At 65.8% G+C, this 16,865-nt stretch carries 16 protein-coding genes; 11 read left to right on the forward strand and 5 right to left on the reverse strand.

The window, feature by feature from the left end; genetic code table 11:
* Positions 1–28: 28 nt before the first annotated feature.
* Genes AmiPiv_RS14150 through AmiPiv_RS14170 form a run of 5 tightly spaced genes read right to left on the reverse strand, consistent with a single transcriptional unit; the run spans position 29 to position 4,263 of the window.
* A complete protein-coding gene (locus AmiPiv_RS14150) occupies positions 29–928 on the reverse strand; it encodes a radical SAM protein (protein WP_340038119.1) in 900 nt (299 codons plus the stop codon).
* Between the two features lie 15 nt (positions 929–943).
* Positions 944–1,804 carry a hypothetical protein gene (locus AmiPiv_RS14155; RefSeq protein ID WP_340038120.1) on the reverse strand — a complete coding sequence of 287 codons (861 nt, stop codon included), beginning with the start codon at positions 1,802–1,804 and terminating at the stop codon, positions 944–946.
* Positions 1,791–2,663, reverse strand: coding sequence for a hypothetical protein (locus tag AmiPiv_RS14160; protein WP_340038121.1), 873 nt, complete (start codon positions 2,661–2,663; stop codon positions 1,791–1,793). The genes AmiPiv_RS14155 and AmiPiv_RS14160 overlap by 14 nt, the downstream gene beginning before the upstream one ends.
* Positions 2,664–2,674: 11 nt before the next feature.
* Positions 2,675–3,241, reverse strand: coding sequence for a uridine kinase (locus AmiPiv_RS14165; RefSeq protein WP_340038122.1), 567 nt, complete (start codon positions 3,239–3,241; stop codon positions 2,675–2,677).
* The gene (locus tag AmiPiv_RS14170; protein WP_340038123.1) at positions 3,238–4,263 is read right to left on the reverse strand and encodes a methyltransferase; all 1,026 of its coding nucleotides are present in this window, start codon (positions 4,261–4,263) and stop codon (positions 3,238–3,240) included. Before AmiPiv_RS14170 ends, AmiPiv_RS14165 begins: the two co-directional genes overlap by 4 nt.
* A 208-nt stretch (positions 4,264–4,471) precedes the next feature.
* Here AmiPiv_RS14170 and AmiPiv_RS14175 point away from each other — a divergent pair, with 208 nt between their 5' ends.
* The 11 genes from AmiPiv_RS14175 (at position 4,472) to AmiPiv_RS14225 (ending at position 16,696) form a co-directional block, all read left to right on the forward strand.
* On the forward strand, positions 4,472–5,776 hold the full coding sequence (locus AmiPiv_RS14175; protein ID WP_340038124.1) for an outer membrane protein: 1,305 nt from the start codon (positions 4,472–4,474) through the stop codon (positions 5,774–5,776).
* A gap of 136 nt (positions 5,777–5,912) precedes the next feature.
* Positions 5,913–6,215 carry a DUF3467 domain-containing protein gene (locus tag AmiPiv_RS14180; protein ID WP_340038125.1) on the forward strand — a complete coding sequence of 101 codons (303 nt, stop codon included), beginning with the start codon at positions 5,913–5,915 and terminating at the stop codon, positions 6,213–6,215.
* A 12-nt stretch (positions 6,216–6,227) separates the two neighbouring features.
* Complete coding sequence (locus AmiPiv_RS14185; protein ID WP_340038126.1) at positions 6,228–8,105, forward strand: efflux RND transporter periplasmic adaptor subunit; 1,878 nt, start codon at positions 6,228–6,230, stop codon at positions 8,103–8,105.
* Positions 8,106–8,114: 9 nt separating this feature from the next.
* The gene (locus tag AmiPiv_RS14190) at positions 8,115–10,268 is read left to right on the forward strand and encodes a peptidase M50 (protein WP_340038127.1); all 2,154 of its coding nucleotides are present in this window, start codon (positions 8,115–8,117) and stop codon (positions 10,266–10,268) included.
* Entirely contained in the window at positions 10,261–12,249 is a 1,989-nt protein-coding gene (locus AmiPiv_RS14195) for a preprotein translocase subunit SecA (protein ID WP_340038128.1), read from the forward strand. Before AmiPiv_RS14190 ends, AmiPiv_RS14195 begins: the two co-directional genes overlap by 8 nt.
* Positions 12,250–12,251: 2 nt before the next feature.
* Entirely contained in the window at positions 12,252–13,070 is an 819-nt protein-coding gene (locus AmiPiv_RS14200) for an efflux RND transporter periplasmic adaptor subunit (protein ID WP_340038129.1), read from the forward strand.
* A gap of 34 nt (positions 13,071–13,104) precedes the next feature.
* Positions 13,105–13,227 carry a hypothetical protein gene (locus tag AmiPiv_RS14205; RefSeq protein ID WP_340038130.1) on the forward strand — a complete coding sequence of 41 codons (123 nt, stop codon included), beginning with the start codon at positions 13,105–13,107 and terminating at the stop codon, positions 13,225–13,227.
* A 353-nt stretch (positions 13,228–13,580) separates the two neighbouring features.
* On the forward strand, positions 13,581–13,955 hold the full coding sequence (locus AmiPiv_RS14210; RefSeq protein ID WP_340038131.1) for a hypothetical protein: 375 nt from the start codon (positions 13,581–13,583) through the stop codon (positions 13,953–13,955).
* A gap of 272 nt (positions 13,956–14,227) precedes the next feature.
* Positions 14,228–14,872 (forward strand): SH3 domain-containing protein, encoded by a 645-nt coding sequence (locus AmiPiv_RS14215; RefSeq protein WP_340038132.1) that lies wholly within the window; start codon positions 14,228–14,230, stop codon positions 14,870–14,872.
* 371 nt (positions 14,873–15,243) lie between these two features.
* The gene (locus AmiPiv_RS14220; protein ID WP_340038133.1) at positions 15,244–15,453 is read left to right on the forward strand and encodes a hypothetical protein; all 210 of its coding nucleotides are present in this window, start codon (positions 15,244–15,246) and stop codon (positions 15,451–15,453) included.
* Positions 15,454–15,910: 457 nt separating this feature from the next.
* The gene (locus AmiPiv_RS14225; protein WP_340038134.1) at positions 15,911–16,696 is read left to right on the forward strand and encodes a Crp/Fnr family transcriptional regulator; all 786 of its coding nucleotides are present in this window, start codon (positions 15,911–15,913) and stop codon (positions 16,694–16,696) included.
* Positions 16,697–16,865: the final 169 nt, after the last annotated feature.

Genomic DNA, 16,865 nt, shown 5'->3' on the forward strand with positions numbered 1-16,865 from the left:
GCGGCCTGCGACAATTTTTTTCTGCTGACTATTGTGTGATGGGCACGAGCACGTCTTCGTGATCGCCGAACCGCTCAATATAAGCGGCGTTCAACCCAAGGCATTGCTTGGAAACGCATATCTGGCGATGCGGGCACTGATAGAAGCCGTTTCGGCTGAATTCGTCCCAAAAAGCGGGGTCGATGAACAACTGCGGCTGATCATTAACCAATAGTATAGAATCAGAGCCCAGCAAGCATTGCGGAAAGTTCTTGATTTCGACTTCGCGCCCGAGCGCATGCGCCTTGCGCACCGCCTCCTTCAGGTAGGGCAAGGCATCGAGATGGTTGGCGATCAGCCCCTTCTCGTCCGTCTCCTTCATCGGGAAGTAGAACCAGAACTCCATCTGGGTGAGCCGCCCGAGATGGGCCAGCGCATCGACCAGATCGGGCAGCAGACGGTAGCTCTCTTCGGTCACGACCGTGTTGGTGATGGTGGCCACGCTCTCGTAGCGGTCGAGGATCTCAAGCCCGCGCAGGGTCTTGTCGAATGAGCCGGGCACCGTGGTGATCGCGTCGTGCGTGGCTGCGTCCGAACCCGCCACGCTGACGAAGAACTCGTCGACGCCGGCGTCGACCAGGAGCCGACTGTAGGCCTCGCGACCGAGATGCATGCCATGGGTCTGGATGCGCACGTGCTCGAAGCCCGAGGCCCGCGCCCGCCTGGCCAGGTCCGGCAGGTCGCGCCGCAGCGTGATCTCCGAGCCGGTGAGGATCAGGCCGGTCCAGTCGCCGGTGCGGGCGTTGTGTTCGAGCAGCCGCTCGAACATCTCGTCGCTCTGCGGCGCGAGCCTGTCCATCGTGCCCTCGATCATGCAGTGCCTGCAGGCGAGATTGCAGCGGAATTCCATCGTTAGCGAGATATATTTGGAGTGGTCGTAGATGGCCATCAGTCGTCCCGCCGCTTAGACGATGCCGTAATAGGCGCTCTTCAGGATCTCGATGCGCCCGTCGATCATACGGTAGTCGATGCCGACGTCATAGAGCATGTGGTCGAGACGGCTAGCATTTTCATTGATGAACTCACGTATCTCCGGCGGATAGGCAAGCTTTTCGACGAACCAAGCCAGTTGATCCACGCGGATGCGGGAGAAATACACCCCGTCATTGTGCTTCTTGTTGGCGACGACGACGATGCCGCAGTCGCAGAGTTCGGGCCAGAGGATGGCGCTTGGGTCCAGGCCGGCGAGATCGAGATGCGCCGAAGTGACCACCTTGCCGACGATGTCTTCCCAGTTCTGCTCGCGGTCGAAGAAATAATAGAGGTTGTCGAAGCGCAGGCCGGACCTGCTCAGTTGGTAGCAGAGGCCGGAGGACACCATGCCGCTGGGATTGCCCATGTAGACGCTGAGTTCGTTGATGCCGCGCCGACCCTCGCCCAACTCGCGGTCGAGGTCGATCGAGAACATGAAGTACGGCCTTTTCCACGACAAGCCGAGATCGGATCGCGCAAAGGGCGCCAGAGCACCGAGCACCCGTTCGATCGAGACCGCGCGCTCCAGCCGCCCGTAGTCGTAGAAATAGAGTTCCCAGCTGTAGCGGTCGCCGAGCTGCTTGACCCCCCAGACGGTGCGGAACGGCCCGATCTCCCGCTGGATGGCGCGCACCATCTCGGCAAGCCGCGGCGGCGCACCGAGCGCCTCGAAGGACTGCCAAAGCAGCGTCGCCGAACGCAGCTTGCCCGCCGTCGGCGCGAGTGGCTGATAGTCCCACAGGCAATAGTCGAAATAGGGGTCGGACGGCGCCGCCCACTCAAGCTTGCTCACGGCCAGTCCCCTTTCGTCCCGTCACGCCGAAATAGAGCGTGGCGAAATCCTGCCCGCTGCGTCCGAGCCCGCCGGAGATGTGGCCCAGGCTGGCCGGGCCGAGCCGCATCAGAAGCTCATCTATCGCCGGCCGCGCAATACCATAGGCGTCTGCCAGCTGCCGAACCGGCGGCTCGACCTCCCGCACGTAGAGCTCCGCGGCATAGAGGTTGACGTCGAAGGAACGGCGCGGCGACCCTTCCTCCGCCACTTCGAGGAAGAACACCTGGTCGGGCTCGCAGCGCCGGCGGGCGCGTTCGATCAGGGCGCGGGCAGCCGCGGCCGAAGGCAGACCGCCAAAGCCCGGCGGCGGGGCGGCAAGCCGGGCGTCGAGCGCGGCCGCTCCCTGCACGTCGGAAGGCCAGACGTAGCGTGAGACGGCGGCGTCCCCGGGCCTGTCGGGACGCCATTTCACCGCAAGGTGCACGAGCACGGGCTCGGCCCGCGGCGTCTCGGAGAGGCGGGCAGCGCGGACATCGGCGGGATATTCGAGATAGACCTTGAAGACCCCGGCCGCCCCACCCTCATAGCCGAACTGGACGATGTCGGCCCGGCCGATGCCGGCGGCGAGCACGTCGAGCATCGCGTCCGGCATGTTCAGACGCGATGCGAACCATGCGAGCCTGGCGGCGGGGTCGGCACCCAGCGAGGTCTTGTGCAGGATGGCGAGGAAGCGGTCCTCGTTGACCTCACCGCTGCCGAGCTTGACCGACCGTTCGAGCCCGAAGGGCACGTCCATCGTCTCGATCATCGACAGCAGGCGGCGGCCGGGCGCGCCGATCGTCAAGCCAACCAGATCGCCGGCGCCTTGCAAAACCACCGCCCTGCCCCTCACATCCGGGCCACTATCGCGGACATGGCCTGTTCTGCCAATGCTTCGGCGGCGAGACGTCCGTCGAGGATCACGTCGGCGCCGGGCCGCACGCGCTCGCGCTGCAGCTCGTATGTAGCCGCGATGAAGCCCTGGTAGTGGTCGAGATAGGAGCGCAACCAGCCGACGAACTGTGACGCTTCCGCAGGCGCGGCCCGTCCCGCCGCCTCGTCGATCTTCCTGGCAAGTGCGATGTCGGCCGGCGTGTCGATCCAGATCAGCAGGTCGATGAGCCGCCCGCTGTCGCGGTGTGCCCGGCCTAGCAGGGTGTCCAGCAGCACCAGCCGCGGGCGCGGCGCGGCCTGGGCGAGGCCCCGGAGCCTCTCGATCATTGGCTCGAGCCCGATCTCGTCATAGTCGGAGCCGCGCGCGATCCAGTCGCGCACCTCGCCGGGCGGACGGCTCGTCATCGTCTCGAAGTCGTCATAGTGCAGCGCCAGCACGCCGAGCCTCCGTGCGAGCGCCTTGGTCAGCGTCGTCTTGCCCCCGCCGGGGTGGCCGGAGATGGCGACGATCGGCGCGCTCATCGGGCCACCTTGCGGGCAGTGACAAGGAAGAACGGCATTTCGAGCTCGATCCAGTCGACCGCGATGTCGGCCATGCCGAGCCCTGCCAGCACCTCCACGTAGAACTCCGGCGACCGGAAGAACGGCAGGAAGACGAGGTTCGCCACCATCGCATAGGAGAGCGGCGCACCATCCAGTCTGAGCGGCCCGCGCTCGAAGACGACCAGCCGGCCACCGGGCTCCAGCACTTCGACCGCCTTGCCCAGGAAGGCAGCGGCGTGATCCTCCGGCCAGTCGTGGAGCACCGACTTGAAGCTGACAAGGTCGTGGCCGCGAGGAAGGTCCTGGCCGCGCAGGTCGCCCGCCAGGAACCGGACGCGCGCGCCCTCGGCAAATTGGGCCACGTGCTCGCGCCCGAGCGCACAGACCACAGGCAGGTCGAACACGCTCGCCTGCAGATGTGGCACCAGTGTGCAGGCCTGGCGCGCGAACTCGCCGCTGTTTCCGCCGACGTCGAGCATGCTGCTGTGTCCGGCGAGGTCGAGCCGCGCCAGCGCGGCCGGTGCCTCGTATTTGGTCAGCGTGGTCGTGTAGCCGACCCAGCGCCGCGTCGCCGCCAGGTTCTCCGGCGTGACCTCGAGGCACCTGTCGTAGCGGAAGAGCTCGAACACCCGGGCCTTGGCCATGAAGCGGGGCACGTCCGTGAGCAGAGCCTCGAAGTGCTCGTGGACATCCGGCGCGACGACATTGGCAAACCACAGCTTTGCCTCGAGCAGGTCTCGGGCCGCGAGCGCCTGCCTGAAACCGGTCGTCAGGCGATAGCCGCCGTCCAGTTCCACGACGCCGGCGGCCGTCAGCAGATCCAGCACGGCCCTGGCGGCCTCGGCAGCCATGCGCCCCTGCCCGGCCAGTTCGGCCGCGTCGAGCCGCTCCCGCTCGAGCAGACTGTCGACCCAGCCTCGAGATAGGGCGAGTGCCAGCGCCCGCGCCGACAATTCGGACGCCAGATACCGGTCGACGATCGCGAAATTACTGGATGTCATGCCGCCCATGCTCGACCACAACGCCTGCCGCCTCGATCATCACGACCGAATCCGAGGTCGATTCTATGACCATACTTCTAGACCGTTGCCGAAATCACACGCTCATCAGCGCTGCGCCGCGATGACAAGCATACCCGCATATCTTTACTTTGACATATTCAGAAATCGCATGTTAGTCGATCCTCCCAGGCGCGAGGGGATACATTCTATGCTGAAGAGCTTGTCGACGACACTGGCAGTCGGAACCGCACTGCTTTTGGCGGCAGTTCCCTCCCTCGCCGCCGACGTGGTGGCCGCCCCGCCGCCGGAAGCCGCCAATGAAGCGCCGACCTGGACCGGCTTCTACATCGGCGTGCACGGCGGCATGGCGTCGGGCAGCATGGGATACATCTTTCCGAGCTTCCCGTCCGACCTCGACTATAATTTCTCCAACGAGGACTTCGACTACGGCGTCCAGGGCGGCTTCGACTACCAGTTCTCCAACCGCTGGGTTGCCGGCCTCGAACTCGACTACACGCAACTCAATGCTGCCTATTCACCTTTCAACGGCGGCCTGAACAACACCCTGGTCGAGGCAAAGTCGACCTATTCGGTCACGGGTCGCCTCGGCTATCTGGTCACCCCCGACTCGCTCTTCTACGGCCGTCTTGGCTACGCTTCCATGCAGCTCAAGGCGGAGGAAGGCGTGTCTGAATACGCCAACGGCTCGGTCGGTGCCGTCAAGGCCGGGATCGGCGCCGAGACCTTCCTCTTCGACAACGTGACCGCCCGCATCGAGGCCAACTACATCGACGCGACAAAGGAATTCACCACCGCCGACGATCAGTCTTTCGATCCCAAGTTCTTCGTCGTCAGCGCCGGTCTGTCCTATCGTTTCGGGGCGCATGGCGGCTCCTCCCGGACTGTCGAACCGGCGCCGGCCATGCAGTTCTCCGGCTTCTACGCCGGCGGTTTCGGTGCCTTCAGCTTCGGCTCGTCGACGCTCGAGGTCATCGACAATCCGGTTGCCACCAACGGCCCCTTCTCCAGCGACGCATTCGGCTTCGGCGGCTTCGCCGGCTACGACTTCTTGCTCGATGACCGGTTCGTCATCGGCGCCGAGGCCGAAGCCGCCTATGTCGGTGCGAAATTCGACGATCCTTCGATGAACTCGTTCGGAACCGGAGCCACCACCCTCTTCGGCACGCTCGAAGCCACCTATGCGCTCTCGGCGCGCATCGGCTACGTGGCGACGCCCTCGACCCTGGTCTATTTGAAGGGCGGCTTCGCCGGCATGGTCATGAACGCCAACGAGGACTTCTTTGCCCTCGACAACGGCGGCACCAAGACGCTTGCGGCCTACCAGGTCGGCGCCGGCATCGAGTCCGCGCTCACCGAAACGCTGACCTTGCGCGTCGAGGGAATCTACACGGAGGCGACCGAAGAGATCGTTCTCGGCAATTCGCAGGAAGTGCAGGTCGCGATCAAACCGTCGCTGCTGACCGGCCGCATCGGCCTTGCCTATCGTTTCTGAGCCGCCGCCCGTGCCGCGGCACGGATCGGTTGGCAACATGTCGCTAACGCAATCGGTGGATGCGGCTATTCGCTGAAGGCGGCTTCGACTATCTTTGCGCCGGGCGGTGCGCCGAACGGCGAAGACGGGGAAACACATGACCAACAAGAGCAAGCAGGCGGCCTCCGGCGACGAGGCCAAGACACGCGGCGTGCAGTGGATCGAAGACGGCATGGGCACGCATTTCGCCAATGTCGTCAACGTCCAGGGCACGCGCGAGCAGGTCGACATGTTCTTCGGCACCAACCGCACCTGGAACGTCGAGGACGGCGGCGCGGTCACGGTTGAACTGTCGAACCGCATCATCCTGACGCCGCTGGCCGCCAAGCGGCTCTGGACCGTGCTCGGCGGCGTGCTGCGCGAGCATGAAGGCCGCTACGGCCCCCTCAACGTGGAGTGACGGGCGGAGCGGATGAGCAGCCCCAGGCACAGCGAGGAGCCGGCGGACGCGCAAGCATTCGCACGCCCCCTTGCCCTGCTCGAACCGGCGCTGTGGCAACGCCTGAACGACGCAGGGACTTCGGCCGAACTCGCCAATGCCTGGCTGGCGCTCCAGTGCGGGATGATCCCCGGGGCGGCCGCGGGCATCGTGCGCGAGGCGGCCGGAAGCGGCTTCCGCCTGCTCGCTGCCTGGCCGGATGCCAACGGCGAGCCTGAGCATCTCAGGGCCACCGCCGACCTCGCCGTCGGCGAAGGCCGCGCGGTGGCACGCGGCGCCAACCCGGGTTCCGAGGCGGAGCCCGCGGTCGCCTATCCGGTGAGCCTCGGCGGCAAGACCGTCGCCGTGGTCGCGGTGGCGCTGTCCTTGTCGCAGCCGGCGCAGGCCAAGGAAGAGTTGCGCGGCGCGATCCGCCAGCTGCAATGGGGGACGGCCTGGCTGCGCGACCACATGCGCCGCCTGGGCGCCGAGGCGAGCGGCAACAGCCGCGACCAGTCGGCCGCGGCCCTCGACTTCATCGCCACCGTGCTCGAGCACGAGCGCTTTTCGGCGGCGGCCATGGCGGCCGCGACCGAGCTTGCCATCCGCTTCGACTGCGCCCGCGTCTCGATCGGCTTCCGCCGCCGCGGCACCGCGCGGCTGGCGGCCATCTCGCACACCGCGCAGTTCGGCCGCCATATGAGCCTGGTGCGGGCGGTGGGCTCCGCTATGGACGAGGCGATCGACCAGCGCACCTCGATCCTCCATCCGATTGGACCGGACGACGCGCTCGCCACCACCGCGCATCGCGAACTCGCCCGCATGCAGCATGACGGCCAGATCTTCACCGTGCCGCTGTTCGTGGTCGACGGCTTCGTCGGCGCCATCACCTTCGAGCGCGGCAAGGACCATCCGTTCGAAGCCGAGACGGTGCGCCTGCTCGACGTCATCGCCACCGCGATCGGCCCCATTCTCGAGGAGAAGCGGCGCAACGACCGCTGGCTGGTCGTCAAGGCGGCGGAGGCGCTCGGCCTCCAGGCCAAGCGGCTGCTCGGTCCCGGCTATGTCGGCCGCAAGCTGGCGGCCGCCGCCCTCGTTGCCGCTTCCGCATTCTTCGCCTTCGCCACCGACACCTACCGCGTCAACGCCGACGCCGAGATCGAGGGCTCCGAGCGCCGCGCCGTGGTTTCGGCCTATGACGGCTACATCCAGCAGTCGAACGTGCGGGCGGGCGAATTCGTCAAGGCCGGCGATACCCTGGCGACGCTCGAGGACCGCGAGCTTTCCCTCGAACGGCTGCGCTGGGTGACCGAGCGCCAGCAGCGCGTCTTCGAATACGACCGCGCCCTTGCGGGCCGGCAGCCGGCGACGATCAACGTCGTCAAGAGCCAGATCGACCAGGCCGACGCGCAGCTCAGGCTGATCGACGAGCAGATCGCCCGCACCAAGCTGACCGCCCCGTTCGACGGCCTGGTGGTGTCAGGCGACCTCAGCCAGCGCGTCGGCGGCGCGGTCAGCCGCGGCGAGACGCTGTTCGAGATCGCCCCGCTGACCGGCTACCGCGTCGTCATGCAGGTCGACGAACGCCAGATCGCCGCGATCGAGGCCGGCCAGGCGGGCGAGGTCGTCTTCACCTCCCTCCCCGACCAGGCCTTTCCGGTGACAGTCGCCAAGGTCACGCCGGTGTCGCAGTCGCGCGAGGGCAAGAACCTGTTCCAGGTCGAGGGTACGCTGACCGGCAGTTCCGAGCGCCTGCGCCCCGGCATGATCGGCGTCGCCAAGATCGCCATCGGCACCGAGCCGCTGATCGCTATCTGGACGCGCCCGATGGTCGACTGGCTGCGGCTCGCCGCCTGGCGCTGGATGCCCTGAGGCAGCGGCATGGCGAAGTCGCTGTTCAGCCCCTCCTGGTACCGCGTCGCCGACCTGAGGCTGCGGCTGCGCAGCCACGCCCAGATCCACCGCCAGCGCTTTCGCGGCGAGGTCTGGTACGTACTGCAGGACCACCAGACCGGGCGCTTCCACCGCCTCTCCCCTTCGTCCAACCTGTTCATTGCGCTGATGGACGGCAAGCGCACGCTGGGCGACATCTGGGACATGGTCGGCCGCCGCGCCGGCGACGATCCGCCGACGCAGGACGAGGCCATCCAGCTCCTCGCCCAGTTGCACGGCTCCGACCTGCTGCAGGGTGCCATGCCACCCGACTTCCAGGAACTCGGCGAGCGCTCGGCCAAGCAGGCGCGCAGCGAGGTGATCAGCAAGCTGCGCAACCCGATGTCGCTCAGGCTGCCGCTGTTCGATCCCAACGGCTTCCTCGATGCGACCATGCCACTGGTGCGGCCGTTGTTCACCGTCTACGGCTTCCTCGCCTGGCTGGCCCTCGTCGCCACTGCCATCGTGCTCGCCGTCATGCATTGGCCCGAACTGACCGCGGACGGCACCGACCGGCTGCTGAGCGCCTCCAACATCGCCATGATCGTGCTCATCTACCCGCTGGTGAAGACAATCCACGAGGCCGGGCACGCCTATGCCACCAAGGCCTTCGGCGGGGTGGTGCATGAGGTCGGCGTCATGCTGCTCGTGCTGATGCCCGCCCCCTACGTCGACGCCACCGCCTCGACCGCCTTCCGCGAGAAATGGCGGCGCATGCTGGTCAGCGGCGCCGGCATCATGGTCGAGTTCGCGCTTGCCGCGATCGCCATGATCTTCTGGGTCAGTGCCGAGCCCGGCCTTGCGCGCGCCATCGCCTTCAACGTCATGCTGATCGGCGGCGTCTCCACCATCTTCTTCAACGGCAACCCGCTGCTGCGCTTCGACGCCTACTACATCCTCGCCGACCTGGTCGAGATTCCCAATCTCGGCAACCGTTCCAACAAGTATTTCTGGTACCTGGTCCAGCGCTACCTGCTCGGCGTCGAGCACGTCGAAAACCCGGCGTCGGCGCGCGGCGAGCGCAAGTGGCTGTTCGGCTATGCCGTGCTCGCCTTCCTCTACCGGGTGGTGCTCAGCCTGACGATCGCGCTGCTGGTCGCGTCCAAGCTGTTCTTCATCGGCGTGCTTCTGGCGCTGCTGACCCTGTTCAACACCTTCGTCCAGCCGCTGTTCAAGGGCGCCAAGTTCCTGCTCACCTCGCCGCGGCTCGACAGCCGGCGCGGCCGCGCGGTGGCACTTACCGGTGGGTTCACGGTCGCAGCACTCGCGCTGTTGCTGCTGGTGCCCCTGCCCTACGGCACCATCGCCCAGGGCGTGGTCTGGATCCCCGACCGCGCCCAGGTCCGCGCCGAGACCGGCGGCATCGTCGCCGAGATCCTTGCAAGGCCCGACGCGACCGTTGCGCCGGGCGATCCGCTGATCCGGCTCGACGACCCGTCGATCGACGGCCGGGTAAAGCTGCTGGAGGCACAGGCAGCCGAGCTCAGGCTGCGCTACGACGCCGTGCAGTTCACCGATCGGACGGCCGGCGACATGCTGCTCCAGCAGCTGCGCAACATCGAGGGCATCATCGCCTCCGGCGTCCGCCGCCGCGATGCGCTTGTCATCCGTGCCCGCGACGGTGGTCGCTTCGTCCTGCCCAACGCCGCCAACCTGCCCGGCCGCTACATCAACCAGGGCGACCTGGTCGGCTACGTCGTCTCCTCCGCCACGCCCGCGCTCCGCGTCATCGTCCCGCAGAGCGAGGTCGACCTGGTGCGCGGCAGGACCACCAGGGTCGACGTCCGCTATGCCAGCGATCCCGCCCATGTCGTGCCGGCGCGCATCAGCCGCGAGGTGCCGGCGGCCCAGCTCGACCTGCCGAGCCTGGCGCTGTCCACCGAAGGCGGCGGCACGGTCGCCGTCCGCAGCGGCGGCGGCCCCGACAACCGCCCCAAGGCGCTGGAGGCGCTGTTCGTCTTCGACCTTGCACCGGACGAGCCGCAGCGGCAGCTCCTGCTCGGCAGCCGCGTGCACGTGCGCTTCGACCATGGCAGCGAACCCGTCGCCTGGCGCTGGCTGCGCGGCGTGCGCCAGACCTTCCTGAGCCAGTTCAATGTATGACGCAGCGACCTTGAGGCCGCCGCGGCCGATCCTCTATGCCGAGCGCCCGGACAAGAAGAAGTCGCCGCTCGACGATCATGCGGCAAAGGCCATAGCCTACGTCAAGGTCGCCGGCAGCAAGCGCCGCGCGCGGCAGCTGGCCGGCATCGTCGCCAAGGTCGAGGCCCGCGACGCGGAGATGCGCGCCCTCTCCGACGAGGAGTTGCGCGTCCGCGGCCGCCAGGCCTCCGTGGCGCTCAAGCGCCAGCCGGGCTTTCCCGAGGACGTCGTCGCGGAAAGCTTCGCCGTCATCCGCGAGATCTCGGGCCGGCTCAGCGGCCGCCGGCACTACGGCGTTCAGATGATCGGCGCCTATGCGCTTCTGCGCGGCTATCTGGCCGAGATGGCGACCGGAGAAGGCAAGACGCTGACGGCCGCGCTGGGTGCCGCGACCGCGGCGCTGGCCGGCCTGCCGGTGCACGTGGTCACCGTCAACGACTATCTGGCCGGCCGCGACGCCGAGCTCACCGGGCCGATCTACGACTGGCTCGGCCTGAGCGTCGGCGTCGTCGTCGCCGGCCAGTCGGTCGAGCAGCGCCGCGCGGCCTATGCCTGCGACATCACCTATTGCACCAACAAGGAGCTGGCCTTCGACTATTTGCGCGACCGCATCGTGCTCGGCCAGAACGGCGGCAACCTCAGGCTCAAGATGGAGGCGCTGCAGGGCAAGCGGCCGCGCACCGATCAGCTGCGCCTGCGCGGCCTGCATTTCGCCATCGTCGACGAGGCCGACAGCGTGCTGGTCGACGAGGCGCGCACGCCGCTAGTCATCTCCGGCGAGGCGAAAGGCGAAATCTCCGCCGCGACGGCCGAGGAAGCGCTCGGCCTCGCCCGTTCGCTCGAGCCCGGCCGGGATTACCTGCTGATTGCGGCGCAGAAGCGCATCGTCCTCACGCCCGAGGGGCGCGAGCGCATCGCCGCCTTCGCCGACGAGCGCGGCAAGGAGTGGCGCGGCGTGGTCGTACGCGAGGAACTGGCCCGCCAGGCCTTGTCGGCGCTGCACCTGTTCCATCGCGGCGAGCAATATCTGGTGCGCGACGGCAAGGTGCAGATCATCGACGAACACACCGGCCGCGTCATGCCCGACCGCGCCTGGAGCGACGGCCAGCACCAGATCATCGAGGTCAAGGAGGGCTGCGCGCCCTCGGCGCGGCGCACCACAATCGCGCGTATGACCTACCAGCGCTTCTTCCGCCGCTATGCCCATCTCTCTGGCATGACCGGCACCGGCCGCCAGGTGGCGCGCGAATTCTGGCAGGTCTACCGCCTGCCGGTGGTCGCGGTCCCGACCCACCGGCCGCGCCAGCGCGTCAACCTGACGGACCGGGTGCTGGCTACCGACGGGCAGAAATGGCGCGCCGTCATCGAGCGGGTGAAGGAACTCAACGCGCGCGGCGTCCCGCTCCTGCTGGGCTGCCGGTCCGTCGCCTCGTCGGTGGCTGCCAGCGAGCGCCTGGCGGAAGCCGGCCTGCCGCACCAGGTGCTGAACGCCGCCCAGGACAGCGCCGAGGCGGCGATCGTGGCCCTTGCCGGCGAGCGCGGCCGCATCACCGTCGTCACCAACATGGCCGGCCGCGGCACCGACATCCACATCGCCGACGACATCGAGGCGCTTGGCGGCCTGCACGTCATCATGGTCGAGCGCCACGAGGCACGCCGCATCGACGACCAACTGGCCGGACGCAGCGGCCGCCAGGGCCAGAAGGGCTGCTTCCAGGCGATCCTGTCGCTCGACGACCCGCTGATGGAGTTCGCCGCCGCGGGACTGTTCAAGACTTGCTGTCGGCTGACCGGACCCCTGCTCGGCGAAACGGCGGCCCGCCTGCTGCTGCGCCACGCCCAGCGCCGCGCCGAGCGCGTCCATGCCGGCATGCGCCGGGACCTGCTCAAATCGGACGAAAACCAGACCCGTACCCTGGCCTTCACGGGCCGACCGGAGTGACCATGAAGCCCGCCCTCCTCGCCCTCTTCTCCGCCACGCTCGCCGCCGTTCCGGCGCGGGCTGAGATGCAGACCTTCGACTGCGTCGCCGAGCCGGCCCAGCGCGTGCAGGTCGGAAGCCCGGTGACCGGGCTCCTGGCCCAGGTCAAGGTCGGGCGCGGCGACGAGGTCAAGCGCGGCGACGAGCTGGCCCGGCTCGAATCCACCGTCGAGGAGGCCAACGTCGCGCTCGCCACGGCCCAGGCCAACGCCCGCGCATCACTGGAGTCGCAGCGCACCCGCCTCGAACTGGCCCAGGCCAATCTCGACCGCTCGCTGAAGCTGGTGAATTCCGGCGCCGTCACCCAGTCCAAGCTGGAGGAGCTGGAAGCGATCGTGGCGATCGCCAGGCGCGACCTCGACACCGAGGAACTGCGCCTGAGGTTCGCCGCGATCGAGCTCGAACGTCAGCAGGCGCTGCTCGCCCGCCAGAGCATCAGGAGCCCGCTCGACGGCGTGGTCGTCGAACAAAACCTGCGCGCCGGCGAGTTCGTCCGCCAGGACAGCGCCGTACTGACCATCGCCCAGACCGATCCGCTGCATGTCGAGGCTTATGTTCCGACCGCGCTGTGGGGGAAGGTTGCCAAAGGCTCACGCGGCACGGTATCGCTCGAGCAGCCCGCCGAGACGCGCATCGATGCGGAGGTGACCGTGGTCGACCGCATCTTCGATGCCGCCAGCGGCACCTTCGGCATCCGCCTGGCGCTGCCCAATCCCGGCGGCGCGATACCCGCCGGACAGCGCTGCAAGGTGAGCTTCGAACCCATGGCCGCGGGTCAATGATCCATCTGCCGGCAAGGGCAGCGACTACGCGACATTGGGAGCATCACTGGACGCGGCCCTCGGCAACGACTGGACTGCGCGTTTCGACTACCGCACCGCCGTCGGCGGTGTCGGCCAGAGCCACGCCCTCGGCCTCAAGGTCGGAAAGAATTTCTGACGGAGACGCCTGTCGCGGCCGAGCGGACCGCTGCGTGTTTCCCTGGAGCCCCCACGATTGAACTGGCTGCGGCTCCACCCTCTTGTTGGAGCATGAGTTTTCCAGAAGCAGGCTCCCGGCTTTCGGCAAGTTACTCTAGCGCGCTTTGAGCGGCTGCCAGACCGAGATTGTCGTGATTTTGCAAATGCCCCAAGCTATTGCGCGAGGCACAATTTTCGATATCATTGATAAAATGTAGATGATGTTAATATTAACTTCTCTGAATATGCGAGCCAGGATAGCGCGCCTTTGCGCGAGATAGTTCTGCACTGACGGTGCTATAAGGTTCTCTAAGCTATCGCAAGGATCAAAAAATGGTTTGGCGGATTGCAATCTTAACTGTTGCGTTCGCCCTCATTTCTTTAAAACCGCTCGCAAACTACAATGGATATTGCACCGATGGCCTTGAGTTCTGGAAGTGGACAAGAGCAACAGACCAGGAAGTCATCAATTACCTGACCGCCAATGCAATCCACACCGATGGTGGCCAGCCAACTGTGTATAGTATACCTGCAGCCAATGAAATCACTGGCGACAATCATTTACCTCCCACCATAGCACAGCGTCTTCTCGGCAAGAAAAATATTCTTATCCTTGGAGTTAGGCCGCATCAATTTGCAACGCTCACCAAAGGACGAGAGCTCTTTTACACCCCAAATTGTTTAGATGGATACGTTCCAGCTCAATGATGTGAGTAACAATAATTTCTAAATAAGACAGATATATCAAAATACCCAAACCATCCATTCAAGAAATAAGAGTGTTATATCTCAAAGACTCTACCGGCATACCAGCTATATCATTCAGAAAGATAATAAGATCGACGAATGATCCAAACGAAATCTATGAATCTTACAGACTAGAGCGCGTCCCTTTGATCGATGAATCGATTGTGATGTGACATCGGCGTTCGGGGATGATTCAACAGTATCAGCCCAAACTATTGTTCGAGGGGACCAAGATGATACGACGTACAGGTCTTTTTCTGGCACTCATGCTGGCTTTTGCACCGGCCCTGCCGCAGGTCGCGGCAACCCAGGAGCGCATCGAGACGCTGCGCATGCGCCCCGGCGCGACGCAGACGACGGTGCGCGGCATCGTCTTCGGCCGCATCAGCGCATCCTACCGGCTCGAGGCGCGGGCCGGCCAGCGCATGAGCCTCGACCTCAGGTCGCGCAACCGCTTCCTCTACTTCAACGTCGTCGACCCGCGCGGCCGCGCCATCGCCCGCGAACAGACGCAATGGGACGGGCGCCTGTCGGCCTCGGGCCTCTACACGATCCAGATCTACCTGCTGCGCGCCGAAGCCCGCCGCAACGGTGCCGCTCCCTTCGCGCTCGGTGTCAGTGTCTTCGGCCGCGGCGAGCCCGGCCCCGGTCCTGAGCCGCTGCCCGGACCGCGCTCCTGGCGCGTTGTCGGCGTCAGCCCCGACGACGTGCTCAACATGCGCGAGACGCCGTCGCCGCGCGGCTTCGTCGTCGGCGAGATCCCCTTCGACGCGGACGGCCTGCGCAACCTCGGCTGCCTCGACGGCCAGAACTGGTGCAAGGTGCGCTATCGCGGCCAGGAAGGCTGGGTCAACGGCCGCTTCCTGCGCCCAGAGTGACCGGCAGGCGATCCTAGGCAAGGCTCGTAGTCGGGGGCCACGTCGGTCCGTGGCCCCGGCGCGGGGACCAACTCGCCCTGGGCCGCGCTGGAGCGGCATGAGGAAGCCGTGCGTGAGATTGATGCGCGTGCCCGGCGGGGCGGCCACGGTCGCCCGGACACGACACCAGGACGTCGATCGGACGACGATCTTTCCCGAGGCTACCTACAATGTCGTGTGCATCCTTCGAATTGAGACGACCCTGAAATGTCGAATGATCCGGGCCACACTTACTCGTTGCTTACAAATTTAGCCGCAACCTGCTAAGGTTGCTTCTTCAGGGGCGTCATGCCTGGCGGAGGCCGACTTGCTCCTGCGAAGAGGAGGGTTCCATGTGCGACCTGGTCGATCATGACGTCCTAGGGCCTAGGCAACGCGCCATACTCATCGAGGTCTACGAGTCCGCGCGCAGGGTGGAGGCCAGCCTTCCACACACGCATATCGCCAGCATCGCGGCGCGCAGGCTGATCGCTGCGTTCAACGGCAATGTCGACAGCCATGCGTCGGACCTGCGTCATATGCGGACGATTGGGACGGCCTGACGGCCGCGCCGCTTTCTCGTTGCCGCAGTGGACGCGCCTGCAACGTTTCGGAATGTTTCCTGCGGCAGTGAGGCTGCGCGTTCGACGCGAGCGATAGGAGAGCCGCTGGGCGGTGGGGGTCGGGGGTCCGCGGCTCCCCTATCCTGTCGCGCTCGGTGACACGGACAGGCCGCGTGATGTGCTGGCGCTTGTCACGCAGGCACCCCGAGTTTCCGGCCTGCATGGCCCGTAGGTCAAATTGTGCAATGGGCGTAGATGCCTACGGGCAATAACCCCCATGGACATCCTCGGGCACATGATATCAGATGAGGCCTCGACGTTCCGTCTTTCCGAGACGGCTCGCCGTGGCAGATGTCGATCGAACACCGAGCGTATTGTGATCTATGGGGACGTAGTCGCGATGAAGGTCGGCGGCTGAGACGAGCGCCCTTCACTGCGGATAGATCCAGTAGAAGTGATGGCCGAGCAAACGCTGCTTCAATTCTTCCAGTCCCTGCCGACAGGTATTGCCCTCGGCCATGCCGGTGCCGACGTCGATTTCCTCGACTCCACCGCAAGGACCTATGCAACAAACACAGTTGTCGGGCGCCAGGGCGACACCAACAGCCGGATATTCATCGTCCAGTCGGGGTGGACCTCCGTCTGCCGCCACCTGCCCAATGGCAACCGCCAGATTATCGACACTCCCCTCAAGGGGGATGTGCTCGACTTGCCCTCCGCCGATGGAGGCAGCGTCAATTCCCTCTTAGCGGTCACCGCGGCGACGATCTTCGAAATCCCCGGACATACGTTCGCCAAGGCGCTCGACCGCAACGCGACGCTGGGCGCCCTGTTTTCGCGCATGGTCGCCCGCCAGCATCAGATCGCGGCCGAGCGGCTGACCAGCGTCTGCCGCCGCAGCGCCCTCGAACGCACGGCCCATTTCCTGCTGGAGCTGGGAGAGCGGCTGGCCGCGGGCGGAGCCTACGGCACCCAGTCGGGCTATGACTGCCCGCTGACGCAGCACGATCTCGCCGATGTCCTCGGGCTCACGCAGATTCACGTCAACAGAACGCTCCGGGAGCTGCGCGAGCGGGACATGGTTTCGTTTCGATCCGGCTCTGTAGAGTTCCTCAACCGGCAGAAACTCGTAAAGCTTGCAGGCTTCGACAAAGGCTACCTGCAGTATAGCTGGCCGCAGGCTCCACAAAAGTTGCTCGCCTCCGGGCATGTTCCTAGCAGCGTTCGCAGCGTTATACCTTAGGCTAATCCCACCTTAGGCCGGACGCTGTACGTCGCCGGAAAGAACGATCACCATAAAGCCACCGCCCGATAAGATGATACGATGTATCGTATCGTCTATATTGGTTAACATATGTTAATGAAAAAAGAATAAACTGAGTTATCGTGGCTCGTTGTTCTCTTGATTGGGA

Origin of the sequence: Aminobacter sp. Piv2-1, from assembly GCF_037625995.1 — a bacterium.
In the GTDB taxonomy this organism is placed as follows: Bacteria; Pseudomonadota; Alphaproteobacteria; order Rhizobiales; family Rhizobiaceae; genus Aminobacter.